Origin of the sequence: Serratia sp. CY31944, from assembly GCF_052169175.1 — a bacterium.
Lineage (GTDB): Bacteria > Pseudomonadota > Gammaproteobacteria > Enterobacterales > Enterobacteriaceae > Serratia > Serratia sarumanii.
Window position 1 is genome coordinate 16,572 of sequence record NZ_JBJNLG010000009.1, and the last position, 17,230, is coordinate 33,801.

A 17,230-nucleotide genomic window follows, 5' to 3' on the forward strand; every position below is an offset into this window, starting at 1 on the left:
TATTTCTGATGCTGTGAAACTGTAATCGTAGAAAATAAGAATATTATTATTTGTTCTGCAGTTCGGTGATATTTTGTTCTAACTTGCCAATCAGCCCTACCAACAGATGCACTTCGTCGGCGGTAATGCCGCTTAAAATCTCACTGCGCGTAGACGTGATCACACTGTCCACTTCCCTGATGATCGGATCGGCCGCTTCGGTCAGCTTGATGCGCTTCGCGCGGCGATCGTTGGCACAGGTGTGACGCGTGATCAGCCCTTTCTCCTCCAGTTGGTCCAGCGTACGAACCAGTGACGGTTGCTCGATACCGATCGCCTTGGCCAGCTGGATTTGCGACTGCTCCGGCGGCAAGCGATTGATATTGTGCAACGTGACCCAATGCGTTTGGGTCAGCTCCAACGGCTTGAGCCGATGATCGATGAGCGCTCGCCACACACGAACTAATCGTGCTAAATCTGAACCTAATGTTGACTCCACTTCCCCCTCCTTATAATTAGCATGCTAACATTACCTCCCAGAGCTTAGACTATTTTGGGTAACTCACATTAAAAACACAAATGTATATAATGTATATTGTGGAAATAGCCACTATTTTTAGCCGCTATTGTTTAATCGTTATGCAAATATTCAACATATTCACCCTTAGGGATTGTTAATGTGAATACATCATGGTTACACACCTCATCTCCCTTGCCCGATTTGGTCCTGGGAGCATCGCTTTATTTTCCACCTATATTTAAAGCTTTTTTACTAGGACTGCTCTTATGGCTGCTGATTCATCAGCTGCTGAGAGACTGGATGTATTCCGGTGAAATCTGGCATCCCATGTTGATGGACCTGTCCATTTTCGTTCTGACCGTCAGCGGTTCCTTATGGATTTTAGCGAGTTGGTAACCCATGCAGCATAAAACATTAAAATACTTCTCTACGGTGATCGTCTGCGCCATTGCCGTCTGCGCCGGTTGGTGGCTCTGGAATTATTATATGCAATCCCCATGGACCCGTGATGGAAAAGTGCGCGCCGAACTCGTCAATATCACCCCTGAAGTCTCTGGAAGATTAGAGAAAATAAGCGCGAATGACAATCAGTTCGTACCTGCGGGAAGTCTGATTTTTACCCTCGACCCGGTGCCCTACCAGATTGCGCTGGACAATGCCGAGGCCGCGGTGGCAAAAGCGCAATCCGATCTGGCCAAAGCGGACCACGAGGCTGCCCGCCGCCGCGGTTTACCGCGTAACGTTATTTCCGCTGAAGATTTGGACGAGTCAAATTTAGCCGCGCAGGCAATGAAGGCCGCCTATAAAGCCGCCCTGGCCAATCTGGAACAGGCCAAATGGAATTTGAGCAAAACCAAAATTTACGCGCCAACCGACGGTTATATCACCAACCTGCAGGCGCGGGTCGGGAACTACGCCAACGCCGGTACGCCGCTGGTGGCGTTGGTGGATGTGCATTCGTTTTATGTGCTCGGTTATTTCGAAGAAACCAAGCTGAAGCATATAAAAGAAGGCAATAAAGCGGACATCGTTTTATATAACGGCAACACGCCGCTACAGGGGGAAGTAGAGAGCATCGGCCGCGCCATTTACGATCAGAGCGTTGACAGCAGCAACGATCTATTAATGGACGTTAAACCTAATGTTCCTTGGGTGCGTTTGGCTCAGCGCGTGCCGGTACGGATAAAATTGCTCAACGTGCCCGCCGATTTGACGCTGGTCGCCGGCACCACCTGCACCATTTCGATTCATCAGCGGAACTAAAGTGTGAACCTGCCTTTTTTGGAGTGGAGCCGCACCCCCTGGGGTAAGGCGACCGGCGGCCAATGGCGCTATGCGCTGCGCAACTCACTGGCGATGTGTCTGGCGCTATGGGTAGCCTTCGTGCTCGAACTCGACGAACCCTATTGGGCGCTTACCTCCGCCGCGGTGGTGAGCTTCCCCACCATCGGCGGCGTGATCAGCAAAAGCATCGGCCGCATCTTCGGCAGCCTGGTGGGCGCCGCCGCGTCGGTGGCGATCGCCGGCCACTGCCTGAACGATCCCTGGCTGTTTACGCTGTTTATCGCCGCCTGGATCGGGCTGTGCACCTACGTCTCCAACCATTACCAAAACAACGTCTCTTACGCCTTCGCGCTGGCGGGCTATACCGCCGCCATCATCGCCTTCGGCACAGTCAACGTCACCGATACCCAGCAAATCTTCGATATCGCGCAGGCGCGGGTTTGCGAAGTGATCACCGGCATTCTATGCGGCGGGTTGATGATGATGATCCTGCCCAGCACCTCGGACGGCGAAGCCCTGCTGACCTCGCTGCGGCGCATGCAGCTGCGCCTGCTGGAGCATGCCGCCATGCTGTGGCAGCCGGAGATCACCGCGCAGATGCGCACCTCGCACGAAGGGGTCATCGGCCAGATCCTGACCATGAACCTGCTGCGCATTCAGGCATTCTGGAGCCACTACCGGCTGCGGCGGCAAAATAACCTGCTCAACTATCTGCTGCACCAACAGCTGCGCATGACCAGCGTTATCTCCAGCCTGCGCCGCATGCTGCTGAACTGGCCGGATCGCCCCGCCAATCTGATGCCGGTGCTGACGCAACTGCTGGACGAGTTGCGCGATCCCGCCACCGACAAATACCGTTTGGCGCGCCTGCTTCAGCAGATCGCCCCGCAAGAGGCTACGGACTACCGCCATCGCGCCTTCTGGCTGCGGCTGCGCGATTTCTGTTGGCTTTACCTGCGCTGCAACCGCTGGCTGCGGCGGTTGGAAAGCGCCACGGCGGTCAGCGACCTCCAACCGCCGCGCGTCACTGCGCTGGCGCGCCATACCGACAGCTACGAAGCCGCCTACAACGGCCTGCGCACCTTTTTGTGCATCGTGATCGGCTGCGCCTACTGGATCAACACGCAGTGGGACGCCGGCAGCGCGGCGCTGACGCTCACCGCCATCAGCTGCGTGCTCTACTCTTCCACGCCTTCGCCGATCAACAGCGTCAGCACCTTGCTCAAGGCGGTGCTGCTGCTCTCGGTCGCCTGCTTTGTGGTGAAATTCGGTTTGATGATCCAGATTGACGACTTCTGGGTGTTCTGCGCCTTCCTGTTCCCGATCCTGGTGACCATGCAGATGCTCAAGCTGCAGAATCCGCCTTATGCCGCGCTCTGGGGGCAGTTGATCGTCTTTATGGGCTCGTTCCTGACCGTCAGCAATCCGCCGAGCTATGACTACCAGTCCTTTATCAATGACAACATCGCTAAAATCGTCGGCGTGCTGCTGGCCGGGCTGGCGTTTCAGATCCTGCGCCCCAGTTCGGACAAACGCAAAAGCCGCCGCATTATCCGCGCGCTGCGGCGCGACTTTATCGATCAGTTGAGCAAACGGCCGCAGCAGAGCGAAAGCCAGTTCGAATCGCTGATTTACCATCGCATCAGCCAGCTCAATCAAAGTCAGGATCAGGACGCTCGCACCTGGCTGCTGCGCTGGGGCGTGGTGCTGCTCAACTGCAGCCATATCGTCTGGCAGCTGCGCGACTGGCAAACCCGTTCCGATCCGCTGTCGGCGGTGCGCAACGTCTGTATCCACTGCCTGCGCGGCATCATGACGGAGAAAGGCGTGCAGCACAGTTCGCTGGACGCCACGCTGCAGGAGTTGCTGCGCATGAGCAACGCGCTGGCGCACCACCCGGAACAGGCGGCGCGCGATCTGGCCGGCCTGATCTGGCGGCTCTACTGCTCGCTGCAGCAGTTGCAACAGGCGATGGGCCAGCCCACCGCCGTACCGGCCGTTAGCGGCGGATAATCATTTGATCACACCGCAGGCGAAGCGTTCTCCGCCGCCGCCGAGCGGTTGTGGATGATCCGAATGGTTGTCGCCGCCGGCGTGCACCATCAGCGCTTTACCCTCAATGTCGCTGATTTTTTTCAGCCGCGGCGCCAACACCGGATAGTTCGCCATGCCGTCGGCGGTCACATAGATGGCCGGAAGGTCACCCAGGTGCCCGTCGGCATACGGCCCGAGGTGTTTTCCGGTCTTTTGCGGGTCGAAATGTCCGCCGGCCGCCAGCGCCGCCACCGCTTTGCCGTCCTTCATGCCCGGCTCGCAGCTGCCTTTCTCATGCACGTGGAAGCCGTGTACCCCGGCCGGCAATGCTTTCAGGCTCGGCGTGAACAGCAGGCCATACGGCGTTTCGCTGATGGCCACCTTGCCGATGTCCTGACCGATCCCCTGCCCGGTCACCAGGTGCATCTCGACGTCGGTTGTCGCCGCCTGAGCCGCACCACACGCCATCAGGCCGAGCGCTGCATACCAATAACGTTTCATCAATCAGTCTCCTTAATGACTATATCGAGTTATCAGTATAGGAGAGCCTGCGCCGGCACTGTTAACCAACGCACAATCTCGCTAATTTGATTCGCGGGCCTAATATTTAACACTAATAATAATTCTACCGATGTTGGTCCTCTGACCAGCTGTCGTTCGGCTAACGTTGTTTCCCTGTTTCCACCGCCGACGCATGTGAGTCCACTTACAGGCCCGCGGCATACTTCATAAGGAACTGATATGGGCATCTTTAGCTATAAGGATCTGGACGAAAAGGCGTCGAAAGCGCTATTTTCCGACGCCTTGGCCATCTCTACCTACGCTTACCACAATATCGATAACGGCTTCGATGAAGGCTATCACCAGACCGGTTTCGGGCTGGGTCTGCCGCTGACGCTGGTCACTGCGCTCATCGGCAGCACCCAATCGCAGGGCGGCCTGCCCGGCATTCCCTGGAATCCCGATTCCGAACAGGCCGCGCAGCAGGCGGTGAATAACGCCGGCTGGTCGGTGATCAGCGCCGCGCAGCTGGGTTACGCCGGCAAAACCGATGCGCGCGGCACCTACTACGGCGAGACCGCCGGTTACACCACCGCTCAGGCCGAGGTGCTGGGCAAATATGACAGCGAAGGCAATCTCACCGCCATTGGCATCTCATTTCGCGGCACCAGCGGCCCGCGCGAGTCGTTGATCGGCGATACCATCGGCGATGTGATTAACGATCTGCTGGCCGGCTTCGGGCCGAAAGGCTACGCCGACGGCTACACGCTGAAGGCCTTCGGCCAGCTGCTGGGCGACGTGGCGAAGTTCGCGCAGGCGCACGGGCTGAGCGGAGAAGACGTGGTGGTCAGCGGCCACAGCCTCGGCGGGCTGGCGGTCAACAGCATGGCGGCGCAGAGCGACGCCAACTGGGGCGGCTTCTACGCGCAGTCCAACTATGTCGCCTTCGCCTCGCCGACCCAGTACGAAGCCGGCGGCAAGGTGATCAACATCGGCTACGAGAACGATCCGGTGTTCCGCGCGCTCGACGGCACCACGCTGACCGGGGCGTCGTTAGGCGTACACGATGCGCCCCATGCCTCCGCCACCAACAATATCGTCAACTTCAACGACCACTACGCGTCGGACGCCTGGAACCTGCTGCCGTTTTCCATTCTCAACATTCCGACCTGGCTGTCGCACCTGCCGTTCTTCTATCAGGACGGCCTGATGCGGGTGCTGAACTCCGAGTTTTATTCGCTGACCGACAAAGACTCGACCATCATCGTCTCCAACCTGTCGAACGTGACGCGCGGCAATACCTGGGTGGAAGACCTGAACCGCAACGCGGAAACGCACAGCGGGCCGACGTTTATCATCGGCAGCGACGGCAATGATCTGATCAAGGGCGGCAAAGGCAACGACTATCTCGAGGGGCGCGACGGCGACGATATCTTCCGCGATGCAGGCGGCTATAACCTGATCGCCGGCGGCAAAGGCCACAATATCTTCGATACCCAACAGGCGTTGAAAAACACCGAGGTCGCCTACGACGGCAACACGCTTTACCTGCGCGACGCCAAAGGCGGCATTACGCTGGCGGACGACATCAGCACCCTGCGCAGCAAAGAAACCTCGTGGCTTATCTTCAACAAACAGGTGGACCATCAGGTGACCGCCGCCGGATTGAAATCGGACTCTGGCCTCAAAGCCTATGCCGCCGCCACCGCCGGCGGCGACGGCGATGACGTCCTGCAGGCTCGCAGCCACGACGCCTGGCTGTTCGGCAACGCCGGCAACGACACCCTTAACGGCCACGCCGGCGGCAACCTGACCTTCGTCGGCGGCAGCGGCGATGACATCCTGAAGGGCGTCGGCAACGGCAATACCTTCCTGTTCAGCGGTGACTTTGGCCGCGATCAGCTGTATGGCTTCAACGCCACCGATAAGCTGGTGTTTGTCGGCACCGAAGGCGCCAGCGGGAATATCCGCGACTACGCCACGCAGCAAAACGACGATCTGGTGCTGGCCTTCGGCCATAGCCAGGTCACGCTGATCGGCGTCTCGCTCGATCACTTCAACACCGATCAGGTGGTGTTGGCCTAAAGATCGACGTAAAAAAGCCGGGTGCTTTCGCCGCCCGGCTTTGCTCTTTTTTACTCCGCCTTAAGGCACGTCATACCCCAGCGCCGCCTTGCGAATGCGGAACCACTGCTGGCGGTTCAGCACCAGTTTCTGCGCCTTCAGCGCCGAACGCACCCGCTCAATCTTGCCGGAACCGATAATCGGCAGCGGCGACGACGGCAGGCGCATCACCCAGGCGTACACCACTTGCTCGATGGTCTCGGCGCCGATTTCTTGCGCCACCCGCTGCAGCTCGTCGCGCAGCGGCTGGAACTCGGCGTCGTTGAACAGGCGCCCGCCCCCCAGGCAGGACCAGGCCATCGGCTTGATGCGCAGTTGCTGGCACTGGTCGAGCGTGCCGTCGAGAATAGCCGGCTGGTGAATCGGCGAGATCTCCACCTGATTGGTCGCCAGCGAGAACGGCAGGCGCGACTGCAGCAGCTGGAACTGCGCGGGCGTAAAGTTGGAGACGCCGAAATGGCGCACCTTGCCGCTTTTGTGCAGCGCGACAAAGGCTTCGGCCACGTCATCGGCGTCCATCAACGGATCCGGCCGGTGGATCAGCAGCAGATCGAGGTAGTCGGTATGCAGATGGCGCAGCGACTGTTCCGCGCTCTGTACGATATGGTCGCGGTCGGTGATGTAGTGGCCGATCGGGTTGCCGGGCTTGGCGGTGGTGGCGATGCCGCATTTGCTCACCAGCTCCAGCGACTGGCGCAGCGCCGGCTTCAGGCGCAGCGCGTCGCCGAACGCCTGTTCGCAGGCATAGCCGCCATAGATATCGGCGTGATCGGCGGTGGTGACGCCCAGTTCGACATGCTGTTCGATGAACGTCAGCAGCTGCTGCGACGACATGCCCCACTCCATCAACCGCCAGTAACCGCAAATCATGCGGGAAAATTCAGGCCCCTGCGGCGCGAGACGAATACGTTCTACCATTGCGAAAACCTCATGACATTAGTTGTCAGTCAGCATACACAAGCCGGTGAGGCACAGGGAAGCGGTAAGCCACACGAACGTGCGGCAGATCAGGAAAGGTTAAAACAGCGACGGCTGCTCCGGCAGCGGCTCGTCGGGCGCTTTATTGGCGCGCTGCAGGCGCAGGAAGCGTTGACGACACAGGCGCAGCACCTCGCGCTTTTGCGCGTCGCTCATGTTCATCCAGCCAAAACGCTCCTCGCGGCTGCGCAGGCAGCCACGGCAGAATCCGCGATCGTCGGCCTGGCAAATGCCGCGACACGGGCTGGGAATGTCGAAAAACTCAAGCTGCTGCGCCACGGGGCTCCTCCTGCGTTCTCTTGCTAATTGAAGACGCCATCGCCGCCGCTGGCAAGTCCCTTTTCGCCATTGCGGCGAAAATAGTCGCGCAAATAGCGCAGCGCCTGGCGGCTTTTCTCCGGCACGTTGCGCTCGAGCGTCAGCGCATGCAGCCGCAGCGGCGCCGGCCGCCACTCAGGCAACAGCAGCAACAGCTCGCCGCGCTGAAGCTCGTCGCCAATTTCATACAGCGGCTGAACGGAAATGCCCAGCCCGGCGCGGGTAAAGGCGCGCATCACGTTCATGCTCTCGCTGACGATCTGCCCTTCCGCCAGCCGCAGCTTAACCTGCTGGCCGGACTGGTGCAGCAAGTCCAGATGGGCCCCGCTGTAGCCGCTGGAGATCCAGCGGTGCTGCACCAAATCCTGCGGCTTTTCCGGCACCCCATGCTGGCTGAGATAACGCGGCGCGGCGCACAGCACCATCGGCCACGCCGTCAGCGGATGCGCGATCATATTGGCGTCCGCCAGTTGACGGTTGGCCCGCAGCGCGATGTCGACCCGCTGCTCTATCATATCGACGATGCGATCGTCAGCCAGCACCCGCAGCGTCAGCTTGGGGTGCGCCTGCAACAGCGGCGCCAGCGCCTCCGCAAGCGATCGGCCGCCGATGCCGACCGGGGTGGCGATGCGCAGCTCGCCCACCAGCGTATCCCGCAATTCCGCCAGCCGCTGCTCCGCCTGCTGCGCCTGTTGCAGCATCGCCTCGCAGCCTGGGTAAAACGCCGCCCCGGCCTCGGTCAGCGCCAGACGGCGGGTGGAGCGATGCAGCAACGGCACCCCAAGCGCCTTCTCCAGCGAGCGCATGTGCTGGCTGACCGCCGACGGCGTCATGCCCAGCCGCCGCGCCGCGCCGGCCAGCGATCCCTCCGCCACCACGGTGGCGAATACCGCCATTCGATTGAGTTTATCCACGATTATGAAGTTTTACTTAATCAAGAAAGCATGAATATGGCACTAATCACGGCTATTGTTAAGGACTAGAGTAAACACCACGCAGCAGGCACATCGGCCTGCGTCACGATACTGAACCTATCCCCGAAGGAGCATGCAGATGAAAGTAGCCATTATTGGAGCAACCGGTTTTGTTGGCCGCCGCGTGGTGGATGAAGCGCTGGCTCGCGGTATTCAGGTGACGGCAATCGCCCGCCAGAAAAAAGAGTTGCCGGAGCACGCCAACCTGACCGTCGCGCTGGGCGACGTTGCCGATACCGCCTGGCTGGCGGGGCAATTGCGCGGTCAGGATGCGGCGATCAGTGCCTACAACCCCGGCTGGGGTGAAGACAACCTGTATGAGAAAACCCTCCGCGGCGCCCAACAGATCCTCACCGCGGTCGAACAGGCCGGCGTCAAGCGCCTGCTGGTGGTCGGCGGCGCCGGCAGCCTGGAAGTGGCGCCCGGCGTTGAACTGGTGGATACGCCGCAGTTCCCGGAAAATATCCGCCCCGGCGCGCAGGCGGTGCGCGATCTGCGCAACAAACTGCGCAATGAATCGGCGCTCGACTGGACCTATCTCTCGCCGGCCGCCCTGCTGGAGCCGGGCAAACGCACCGGCCAGTTCCGCCTCGGCACCACGCAACTGCTGATGAACGGCGAAGCGCCGGCCAGCATTTCGGTGGAAGACCTGGCGGTCGCTATCGTTGATGAAATTGAAAAGCCTCAGTTTATTCGCGCGCAATTCACCGCCGCCTACTAAACCGCCCCACCGCCAGGCCACCCGGCCTGGCGTTTTCCGCGCAGGCTCCGCCGCCAATATTCTGAGTTTCTAAGGTTTCCTTAAGTTTCATCCGGTAGATTTCAAAGCATTATCTACTTTCAGGATCCCGATTCGGCAATGTGGTTACGTCAATGCTTACGGTGCAACAGCCTCGGTTTTACCCTCGCCACCGCCCTGTTCTTCACTCTGTTTCAAAACGCGTTATTCCTGCATCGCGCCTGGTCGTATATCACCTTCGATAGCGTCCACAGCGTGATTTTCGCTGCCAGCATGCCGGTGGTGATCTTCTGTGCGCTGAATATCATCTTCAGCGTGTTGACCGTGCCCTACCTGCGCAAGCCGCTGATCATCTTTTTCTTGCTCGGCAGCGCCGCAGCCAACTATTTCATGTTCAGCTATGGTGTGGTGATCGACGGCAACATGATGCAAAACGCCTTCGAAACCAACCCTCAGGAGGCGACGGCGCTGCTGACGCCGCGCATGGGATTGTGGCTGGCGCTGCTCGGCATTCTGCCGGCGGTAGCGGTCTGCTTCACCCAGATTCGCCAGACTCGCCCCTGGTGGTACATGGTTGGACTGCGCGCCGCCAACGTCATGCTGTCGCTGGCGGTGATCCTGATCGTCGCCGCGCTGTTCTACAAAGACTATGCTTCGCTGATCCGCAACAATAAAAGCGTGGTGAAGATGTTGACCCCTTCCAACTTCGTCGCCGGCACCATCAAGTTTACCGAACAGCGTTACTTCACCCGCAATCTGCCGCTGGTCAAGATCGGCGAGGACGCGCGCAAAGGGCCGCTGATCGCCGGGCAGGCCAAGAAAACGCTGGTGATCCTGGTGGTGGGCGAAACCGCCCGCGCCGAAAACTTCTCTCTCGGGGGCTATCAACGCGAAACCAACCCGCGCCTGAAGCAGGACAACGTGGTCTACTTCAAGAACGCCAGCTCTTGCGGCACCGAAACGGCGATCTCCGTGCCCTGCATGTTCTCCAACATGCCGCGCAGAGAGTACGACGCGACTCAGGCAACGCATCAGGAAGGCATGCTCGACGTGCTGGCGCATGCCGGCGTCAGCGTGCTGTGGCGCGATAACGACGGCGGCTGCAAAGGCGCCTGCGACCGGGTGCCGCACATCGACATGACCAAGCTGAAACTGCCGCAGGACTGCGACGGCGAGGTTTGCATGGACAACGCGCTGCTGTACAAGCTGAACGACTATATCAATAGCCTGAAAGACGACGGCGTGATCGTGCTGCACCAGATGGGCAGCCACGGCCCGGCTTACTACCGCCGCAGCACGCCAGAATTCCAGACATTTTCGCCGACCTGCAACAGCAATCAGATCCAGGACTGCAGCCATGAACAGCTGGTGAACACCTACGACAACTCCATCCTGTATACCGACGCGATGCTCGATGCCACCATCAAGCTGCTGTGGCAGTATGACGGGCGGTTCAATACCGCGCTGGTCTATTTGTCCGATCACGGCGAATCGCTGGGGGAAAACGGCATGTATCTGCACGGCACGCCCTATGTCTTCGCGCCGAGCCAGCAGACGCACGTGCCTTTCCTGATGTGGATGTCGGCCGACTATCAGCGCAATTTCGGCATCGATCGCCAGTGCCTGAACGCGCTGGCGGAAAAGGGCGACGTTTCGCAGGACAACCTGTTCCACACCCTATTGGGCATGCTGAACGTACAGACCCGCGAATATCAATCCCAGCTGGATATCCTGCAGCGTTGCCGCAACGCGGCGTAAGCGCTTAACTTCCTCGTGCCGCTGGGGCACAATAGTTTGCAGACAACCGGCGTTTTGTGCGCCGGTTTTTTTATTCCCATTGACCTAGACCAATCGGTCTATTATGCTCGGCACCATGATGACCAAATCAACGCATTGCAACGTGGACACACGTGAACATCTGCTCGCCACCGGCGAAACCCTCAGCCTGCGCCTGGGCTTTACCGGCATGGGGCTGAGTGAACTGCTGGCCACCGCGGGCGTGCCGAAAGGCTCGTTCTACCACTATTTTCGCTCGAAGGAAGCCTTCGGCGAAGCGATGCTGCAACGCTATTTCGCCCACTATGATGCAGAAATGCAGGCGCTGTTTGCCGACAGACGTGGCGATGCCCGCCACCAGCTGCTCGGCTATTACGCTCAGGCCATCAGCTACCACTGCCGCAGCGAATGCCACAACGCCTGCCTGGCGGTGAAGCTTTCCGCCGAGGTGAGCGATCTGTCGGAACCGATGCGTCATGCGCTGGAAACGGGCACCGCTCGCGTGATCGGCCACCTGCAGGAGGCCATCGAGCGCGGTATCGCCGAGGGCTCGCTGTCGGTGGCCATGAGCCCCGCGGCGACCGCAGAAACGCTGTATTCACTGTGGCTCGGTGCCTCGCTGCGCGCCAAGATCCGCCACTCGCTGGCGCCGTTAACCAGCGCGCTGGAAAGCATCGAGTTGCTGCTGCGCCCGCCGCAAGCGTAACGGTAACAATTTCTTTTTATTGAAAATGCAGTTCGTGGTTTTTTATCGCCCACCACTAGACGACCGGTCTATTAAATACAGGATGCACTATGAAGACTGAAAAATTGCTCTCTCCGCTGAAGGTTGGCGCCATCACCCTGCCCAACCGCGTGTTTATGGCTCCGCTGACGCGTTTGCGCAGCATCGAGCCGGGCGACATTCCTACGCCGCTGATGGCGGAATATTATGCACAGCGCGCCAGCGCCGGCCTGATCGTGACCGAAGCGACCCAGGTTTCCTTCCAGGCGAAAGGCTACGCCGGCGCGCCGGGGTTGCATACGCCGGAGCAGATCGCCGCATGGAAAAACATCACGCAGGCAGTGCATGACAACAACGGCCATATTGCCGTGCAGCTGTGGCACGTAGGCCGCATCTCCCACGCCAGCCTGCAGCCGGGCGGGCAAGCACCGGTCGCCCCTTCAGCAATCAACGCCGAAACCCGCACCACCGTGCGTGATGAAACCGGCGCCTGGGTGCGCGTGCCGACCTCCACGCCGCGTGCGCTCGAAACCAGCGAGATCTCGGGCATCGTCAACGATTTCCGCCAGGCGACCGCCAACGCGCGGGAAGCCGGCTTCGACTTCATCGAACTGCATGCGGCGCACGGCTATTTGCTGCATCAATTCATGTCACCGGCTTCCAACCAACGTACCGATCAATACGGCGGCAGCATCGAGAATCGCACTCGCCTGACGCTGGAAGTGGTCGACGCCACCATCGCCGAATGGGGTTCCGAGCACATCGGCATCCGCATCTCGCCGCTGGGGCCGTTCAACGGGCTGGACAACGGTGAAGATCAGGAAGAAGCGGCGCTGTATCTGGTGGAAGAGCTGAATAAGCGCAACATCGCTTACCTGCACATCTCCGAACCGGACTGGGCCGGCGGCAAACCGTATTCCGACGCCTTCCGCGACTCGGTACGCGCCCACTTTAACGGGGTGATCGTCGGCGCCGGCGCCTACACCGCCGAGAAAGCCGAAGCGTTGATCGAAAAAGGCTTCATCGACGCGGTGGCCTTCGGCCGCAGCTACATCGCCAACCCGGATCTGGTAGAGCGTTTCCGTCAGCACGCTCCGCTGAACGAACCTAAGCCGGAAACCTTCTACGGCGGCGGCGCCGAAGGCTATACCGACTATCCGTTTCTGGCGAAGTAACCCTTCCTGACCCCAACGGCCACGCAATCGCATGGCCGTTTTTTTGTGCGCCGCGCGCAAAAAGGCCCGCACGAGGCGGGCCGGTGTTCCCTGGTGTTGTTCTCTATTGTCGTTCAATTTTTACACGATTGCCGCTGGAATAGATAATTGATTGTGCAGATCAATTACTCTGTATCGATCGGTACGCTCGATCAATATTTAGACACCGTTGACGGAAAACTAATACGTGACATCGTCACTCACTCGTCACGTTGAATTCCCTTGCGGGACAAGGCTATACTCGCTTGTGCTTCAATCCACCCGCCGTCTGCCACGGCACTGTCAATTCAGAGGAATTATGCGCTTACTCCATACCATGATCCGCGTCGGTGACCTGCAACGCGCCATCGACTTCTACACCAAGGTATTAGGCATGCGCCTGCTGCGCACCAGCGAAAACCCGGAGTACAAATACTCCCTGGCTTTCGTCGGCTATACGGAAGAGAGCGAAGGCGCAGTTATCGAACTGACCTATAACTGGGGCACCGACAGCTACGACATGGGCACCGCCTTCGGCCACCTGGCGCTGGGCGTGGACGACGTTGCCGCCACCTGCGACAGCATCCGCCGCGCAGGCGGCAAGGTCACCCGCGAAGCCGGCCCGGTGAAAGGCGGCACCACGGTCATCGCCTTCGTCGAGGATCCGGACGGCTACAAAATCGAGCTGATCGAAAACAAACACGCCGGCCAGGGCCTCGGCCACTAAGCCTCCCCTTCAGGGCGCGCTGCGCCCTGCTGATTCTCCGCGCGATAGCGCCTGCAACCGGGCGCAAAATTTGCCATAATGCGCGCTGCATTCGATGAAGATAAGAAACTGATGGCCGAGAAAAGTGATCTTAACGCCCTGAGTGGTCGTTTTCGTGGGTTTTATCCCGTAGTAATAGATGTTGAAACCGCCGGCTTTAACGCCAATACCGATGCGCTGCTGGAGATCGCCGCCGTCACGCTGAAAATGGATGAGGACGGCTGGCTGCAGCGGGACGAGACCCTGCACTTCCACGTGGAGCCTTTCGAGGGCGCCAACCTGCAGCCGGAAGCGCTGGCGTTTAACGGCATCGATCCGCACAACCCGCTGCGCGGCGCGGTCAGCGAATATGACGCGCTGCACGCCATTTTCAAAGCGGTGCGCAAAGGGCTCAAGGATCGCGGTTGCAACCGGGCCATTATCGTGGCGCACAACGCCAACTTCGATCACAGCTTCCTGATGGCCGCGGCCGAACGCGCCGGCCTGAAGCGCAACCCGTTCCATCCGTTCGCTACCTTCGACACCGCCGCGCTGAGCGGCCTGGTGCTGGGCCAAACGGTGTTGGCGAAGGCCTGTATCGCGGCCGGAATGCCGTTCGACAGCAGCCAGGCGCACTCTGCGCTGTACGACACCGAGCAAACCGCCCTGCTGTTTTGCGAGCTGGTTAACCGCTGGAAACGTCTCGGCGGTTGGCCGCTGCCCGCCGGCGATCTCGCCGAATAAGCCCAACGAAAAAGGCGGCCCAGTTTGCACTGGCGCCGCCCGTTACGCGATAACCGCAAGCCCGTCGATTAAGACTGCTGGTCTTCCTGCGCTTTATACTTTTCTGCCGTTTCTTTGATCAGCTGCTGCAGTTCGCCGCGCTGATACATTTCGATAATGATATCGCAACCGCCGACCAGCTCACCGTCTACCCACAGCTGCGGGAACGTCGGCCAGTTGGCGTATTTTGGCAGCTCGGCGCGGATGTCCGGGTTCTGTAGAATGTCCACGTAAGCGAAACGCTCGCCGCAGGCGGACAGCGCTTGCACAGCCTGTGCGGAGAAGCCGCAGCTCGGCAGCTTTGGCGAACCTTTCATGTACAGCAGAATCGGGTTTTCAGCGATCTGGTGCTGAATTTTTTCAAGTGTCGTCGTCATTTATTGCTTCCTCAAGCCACATTTCATGGCTACAACATGCATCACGCGGGCTATTGTAGCGGCTGGAACAGTCGCAAGAAAACGCCATCTTTTGCAAGGATATTCACCCGCCGCCGATCGCGTTTCACCGGCCACGTCATTCCGGTCAAAACATACGTTGAGAATAACATTTTTAATCCGACCATTTCACTAATATATTGCGCGGCGGTGACGGCGCGGATTAATTATATCCACAGCCCCCTGCCGGCGCTTTTTCATACACCAACGGGCTGATTTTGAACCAAAAAAAATGTCATTAACGTTTTCTCACAATATGGATTATTATTTATGAGTTCTTCGCTGTTTTATATGGCGAAATTCGGGAATACTGTAACTCTTTCGATATCCGTTTCGGGGCCAAGGTTGGTGACGTCGACATGCGTTTAATTCTTACGCTCTTTGCGCTGCTGTTTACGCAGCTCTTCTTCAATTTGGCGCACGCTGCGCCACAGGCGCGTGTTGCCGCCGAGCAGCGTAAAAGCCATGCCAATGAAGCACGGCCCGATGACCGCAGAAAAAAGAAAGCGGACAAAACCGCTAAAAAAGCCAAAGTGACGGCCCCCGCGAAAAAAACCAAGACCGCCAAGGCGAAAAGCGAGAAAAGCGCGAAAAAGATCGCCAGCGCCAAACCCAAGGCCAAAGCTCAGAAAACCGCCAAGATTAAAGTCACCCCGCCGAAAAAGGGCTACAAAAAAGGCTACGGCCGCCACCGCGAAGCCGGTATGGCCACCGCCAAGCTGGCGCGTGATGAAAAACCGTTGAAACTCAGCCCGGCGCACAAAAAACGCTACCAGCACGCCAAGCAGACCGCGATGGCCAAGCTGATGGGCCAGATGGGCAAACCTTACCGCTGGGGCGGCAGCTCGCCGCGCACCGGTTTCGACTGCAGCGGCCTTATCTATTACGCCTATAAAGACGTGGTAAAAATCAAGATGCCGCGTACCGCTAACGAGATGTACCACCTGCGCGACGCGGCGCCGATCAAGAAAAGCGAACTGGAAAGCGGCGATCTGGTGTTCTTCCGCATCAACAACCGCGGCGTGGCGGATCATGTCGGCGTTTATCTCGGCAACGGCAAATTCATCCAGTCGCCGCGCACCGGCGAAGAGATCCGCATCAGCCAGCTCGACAACGACTATTGGCAAAACCACTACATCGGCGCGCGCCGCGTAGTAACGCCGAAAACCATTCGTTAATTCCCTGCTCTGCGCGGTTGCGGCCCCGGTCGCAACCGCCTGCTCAAGCTATCACCCATCACACCGCCTCACGCGCATTTCTCGCTTTTCTTCCTGTTTTTTATGATGAAAATTGTTAAGATTGAAAGACCACAATAAAAAACGGCCCATTCGGCTCCCGCTCCGGCGGAAAAAGAGTGGCGCTGTAAAGGAGGAAGCAATGTCGTTTGAATTACCTGCATTACCGTATGAGAAAAACGCGCTCGAGCCGCACATCTCCGCCGAGACCCTGGAATACCACTACGGCAAACACCACAACACCTACGTGGTTAACCTGAACAACCTGGTGAAAGGCAGCGAGTTCGAGGGCAAATCGCTCGAAGAGATCATCAAGACCTCAAACGGCGGCGTCTTCAACAACGCCGCGCAGGTGTGGAACCACACCTTCTACTGGCACTGCCTGTCGCCACAGGGCGGCGGTGAACCGCAGGGCGAACTGGCGGCGGCGATCGTCAAATCCTTCGGCTCTTTCGCTGCGTTCAAAGAGCAGTTTACCGATGCCGCAGTGAAAAACTTCGGCGCCGGTTGGACCTGGCTGGTGAAAAAACCGGACGGCGCGCTGGCGATCGTCAACACCTCCAACGCGGCCACCCCGCTGACCGGTGAAGACAAACCGCTGCTGACCGTTGACGTGTGGGAACACGCGTATTACATCGATTACCGCAATGCGCGTCCAAAATACCTGGAAAATTTCTGGGCGTTGGTCAACTGGACCTTCGCAGCGGAAAACCTGGCGTAAGCGCAGGTTCTGAGGTGATGAGGCGCAGCCAGGCTGCGCCTTTTTTATAACCGGGGGTAAATCAGTTCAACGCGGCAACGAAGCTGAAAGCGATAATGACCGCCAAGGCGCAGACGGTGGTGAACAGCGACATCTTCAATTCGGTATCCATGACAACTCCTTTAAAAT

At 58.9% G+C, this 17,230-nt stretch carries 19 protein-coding genes; 12 read left to right on the forward strand and 7 right to left on the reverse strand.

The features are described 5' to 3' along the window. Positions 1–46 precede the first annotated feature (46 nt). A complete protein-coding gene (gene slyA / locus ACJ8IN_RS11055) occupies positions 47–478 on the reverse strand; it encodes a transcriptional regulator SlyA (protein ID WP_004931301.1) in 432 nt (143 codons plus the stop codon). A 180-nt stretch (positions 479–658) separates the two neighbouring features. On the opposite strand from slyA, the gene ACJ8IN_RS11060 reads away from it, so the two are divergent. The 3 genes from ACJ8IN_RS11060 to ACJ8IN_RS11070 are packed head-to-tail and all read left to right on the forward strand — an operon-like array spanning position 659 to position 3,796. Beyond that, positions 659–895 (forward strand): DUF1656 domain-containing protein, encoded by a 237-nt coding sequence (locus tag ACJ8IN_RS11060; protein ID WP_049234481.1) that lies wholly within the window; start codon positions 659–661, stop codon positions 893–895. A gap of 3 nt (positions 896–898) precedes the next feature. Further along, positions 899–1,762: an efflux RND transporter periplasmic adaptor subunit gene (locus ACJ8IN_RS11065; protein WP_004931305.1), complete on the forward strand. Its 864-nt coding sequence runs from the start codon at positions 899–901 to the stop codon at positions 1,760–1,762. Positions 1,763–1,765: 3 nt separating this feature from the next. Further along, positions 1,766–3,796, forward strand: a complete 2,031-nt coding sequence (locus ACJ8IN_RS11070) for an FUSC family protein (RefSeq protein WP_033654771.1) — start codon at positions 1,766–1,768, stop codon at positions 3,794–3,796. Here the strand turns inward: ACJ8IN_RS11070 and sodC are convergent, their stop codons facing one another. Beyond that, positions 3,797–4,318 carry a superoxide dismutase family protein gene (sodC, locus tag ACJ8IN_RS11075; protein WP_033648185.1) on the reverse strand — a complete coding sequence of 174 codons (522 nt, stop codon included), beginning with the start codon at positions 4,316–4,318 and terminating at the stop codon, positions 3,797–3,799. It lies immediately after the preceding gene. A gap of 240 nt (positions 4,319–4,558) precedes the next feature. Between sodC and ACJ8IN_RS11080 the strand changes: the two genes are divergently transcribed. Then, positions 4,559–6,403, forward strand: coding sequence for a polyurethane esterase (locus tag ACJ8IN_RS11080; RefSeq protein ID WP_033638384.1), 1,845 nt, complete (start codon positions 4,559–4,561; stop codon positions 6,401–6,403). Between the two features lie 60 nt (positions 6,404–6,463). Here ACJ8IN_RS11080 and ACJ8IN_RS11085 read toward each other — a convergent pair whose 3' ends face one another. The 3 genes from ACJ8IN_RS11085 to ACJ8IN_RS11095 all read right to left on the reverse strand — a co-directional run bounded on the left by ACJ8IN_RS11085 (position 6,464) and on the right by ACJ8IN_RS11095 (position 8,652). Continuing rightward, a complete protein-coding gene (locus tag ACJ8IN_RS11085; RefSeq protein ID WP_197846414.1) occupies positions 6,464–7,360 on the reverse strand; it encodes an aldo/keto reductase in 897 nt (298 codons plus the stop codon). Between the two features lie 99 nt (positions 7,361–7,459). Then, on the reverse strand, positions 7,460–7,699 hold the full coding sequence (locus tag ACJ8IN_RS11090; protein WP_015377731.1) for a DUF1289 domain-containing protein: 240 nt from the start codon (positions 7,697–7,699) through the stop codon (positions 7,460–7,462). Between the two features lie 23 nt (positions 7,700–7,722). Further along, positions 7,723–8,652 carry a LysR substrate-binding domain-containing protein gene (locus ACJ8IN_RS11095; RefSeq protein WP_187325707.1) on the reverse strand — a complete coding sequence of 310 codons (930 nt, stop codon included), beginning with the start codon at positions 8,650–8,652 and terminating at the stop codon, positions 7,723–7,725. A gap of 139 nt (positions 8,653–8,791) precedes the next feature. On the opposite strand from ACJ8IN_RS11095, the gene ACJ8IN_RS11100 reads away from it, so the two are divergent. From ACJ8IN_RS11100 to rnt, 6 genes are all read left to right on the forward strand, one after another. Beyond that, positions 8,792–9,433, forward strand: coding sequence for an NAD(P)-dependent oxidoreductase (locus tag ACJ8IN_RS11100; protein ID WP_049234484.1), 642 nt, complete (start codon positions 8,792–8,794; stop codon positions 9,431–9,433). A 138-nt stretch (positions 9,434–9,571) separates the two neighbouring features. Next, entirely contained in the window at positions 9,572–11,209 is a 1,638-nt protein-coding gene (gene eptA, locus ACJ8IN_RS11105; protein ID WP_308325689.1) for a phosphoethanolamine transferase EptA, read from the forward strand. A gap of 103 nt (positions 11,210–11,312) precedes the next feature. Beyond that, entirely contained in the window at positions 11,313–11,933 is a 621-nt protein-coding gene (locus tag ACJ8IN_RS11110; protein ID WP_033654775.1) for a TetR/AcrR family transcriptional regulator, read from the forward strand. Positions 11,934–12,022: 89 nt separating this feature from the next. Next, the gene (locus ACJ8IN_RS11115) at positions 12,023–13,126 is read left to right on the forward strand and encodes an alkene reductase (protein ID WP_308325688.1); all 1,104 of its coding nucleotides are present in this window, start codon (positions 12,023–12,025) and stop codon (positions 13,124–13,126) included. A 337-nt stretch (positions 13,127–13,463) separates the two neighbouring features. Continuing rightward, entirely contained in the window at positions 13,464–13,871 is a 408-nt protein-coding gene (gloA, locus tag ACJ8IN_RS11120) for a lactoylglutathione lyase (protein ID WP_004931325.1), read from the forward strand. A gap of 78 nt (positions 13,872–13,949) precedes the next feature. Next, the gene (gene rnt, locus ACJ8IN_RS11125) at positions 13,950–14,633 is read left to right on the forward strand and encodes a ribonuclease T (RefSeq protein ID WP_016927925.1); all 684 of its coding nucleotides are present in this window, start codon (positions 13,950–13,952) and stop codon (positions 14,631–14,633) included. Positions 14,634–14,701: 68 nt separating this feature from the next. Here the strand turns inward: rnt and ACJ8IN_RS11130 are convergent, their stop codons facing one another. After that, positions 14,702–15,049 (reverse strand): Grx4 family monothiol glutaredoxin, encoded by a 348-nt coding sequence (locus ACJ8IN_RS11130; RefSeq protein WP_004931329.1) that lies wholly within the window; start codon positions 15,047–15,049, stop codon positions 14,702–14,704. Positions 15,050–15,465: 416 nt separating this feature from the next. On the opposite strand from ACJ8IN_RS11130, the gene ACJ8IN_RS11135 reads away from it, so the two are divergent. Both ACJ8IN_RS11135 and sodB read left to right on the forward strand, forming a co-directional pair. Next, positions 15,466–16,284, forward strand: coding sequence for a C40 family peptidase (locus ACJ8IN_RS11135; RefSeq protein WP_033638376.1), 819 nt, complete (start codon positions 15,466–15,468; stop codon positions 16,282–16,284). A gap of 199 nt (positions 16,285–16,483) precedes the next feature. Further along, positions 16,484–17,062, forward strand: coding sequence for a superoxide dismutase [Fe] (sodB, locus tag ACJ8IN_RS11140; RefSeq protein WP_004931333.1), 579 nt, complete (start codon positions 16,484–16,486; stop codon positions 17,060–17,062). A 61-nt stretch (positions 17,063–17,123) separates the two neighbouring features. On the opposite strand, the gene cydH is transcribed toward sodB, so the two are convergent. Further along, positions 17,124–17,213 (reverse strand): cytochrome bd-I oxidase subunit CydH, encoded by a 90-nt coding sequence (gene cydH / locus ACJ8IN_RS11145; RefSeq protein WP_019455989.1) that lies wholly within the window; start codon positions 17,211–17,213, stop codon positions 17,124–17,126. Between the last annotated feature and the right edge of the window lie 17 nt (positions 17,214–17,230).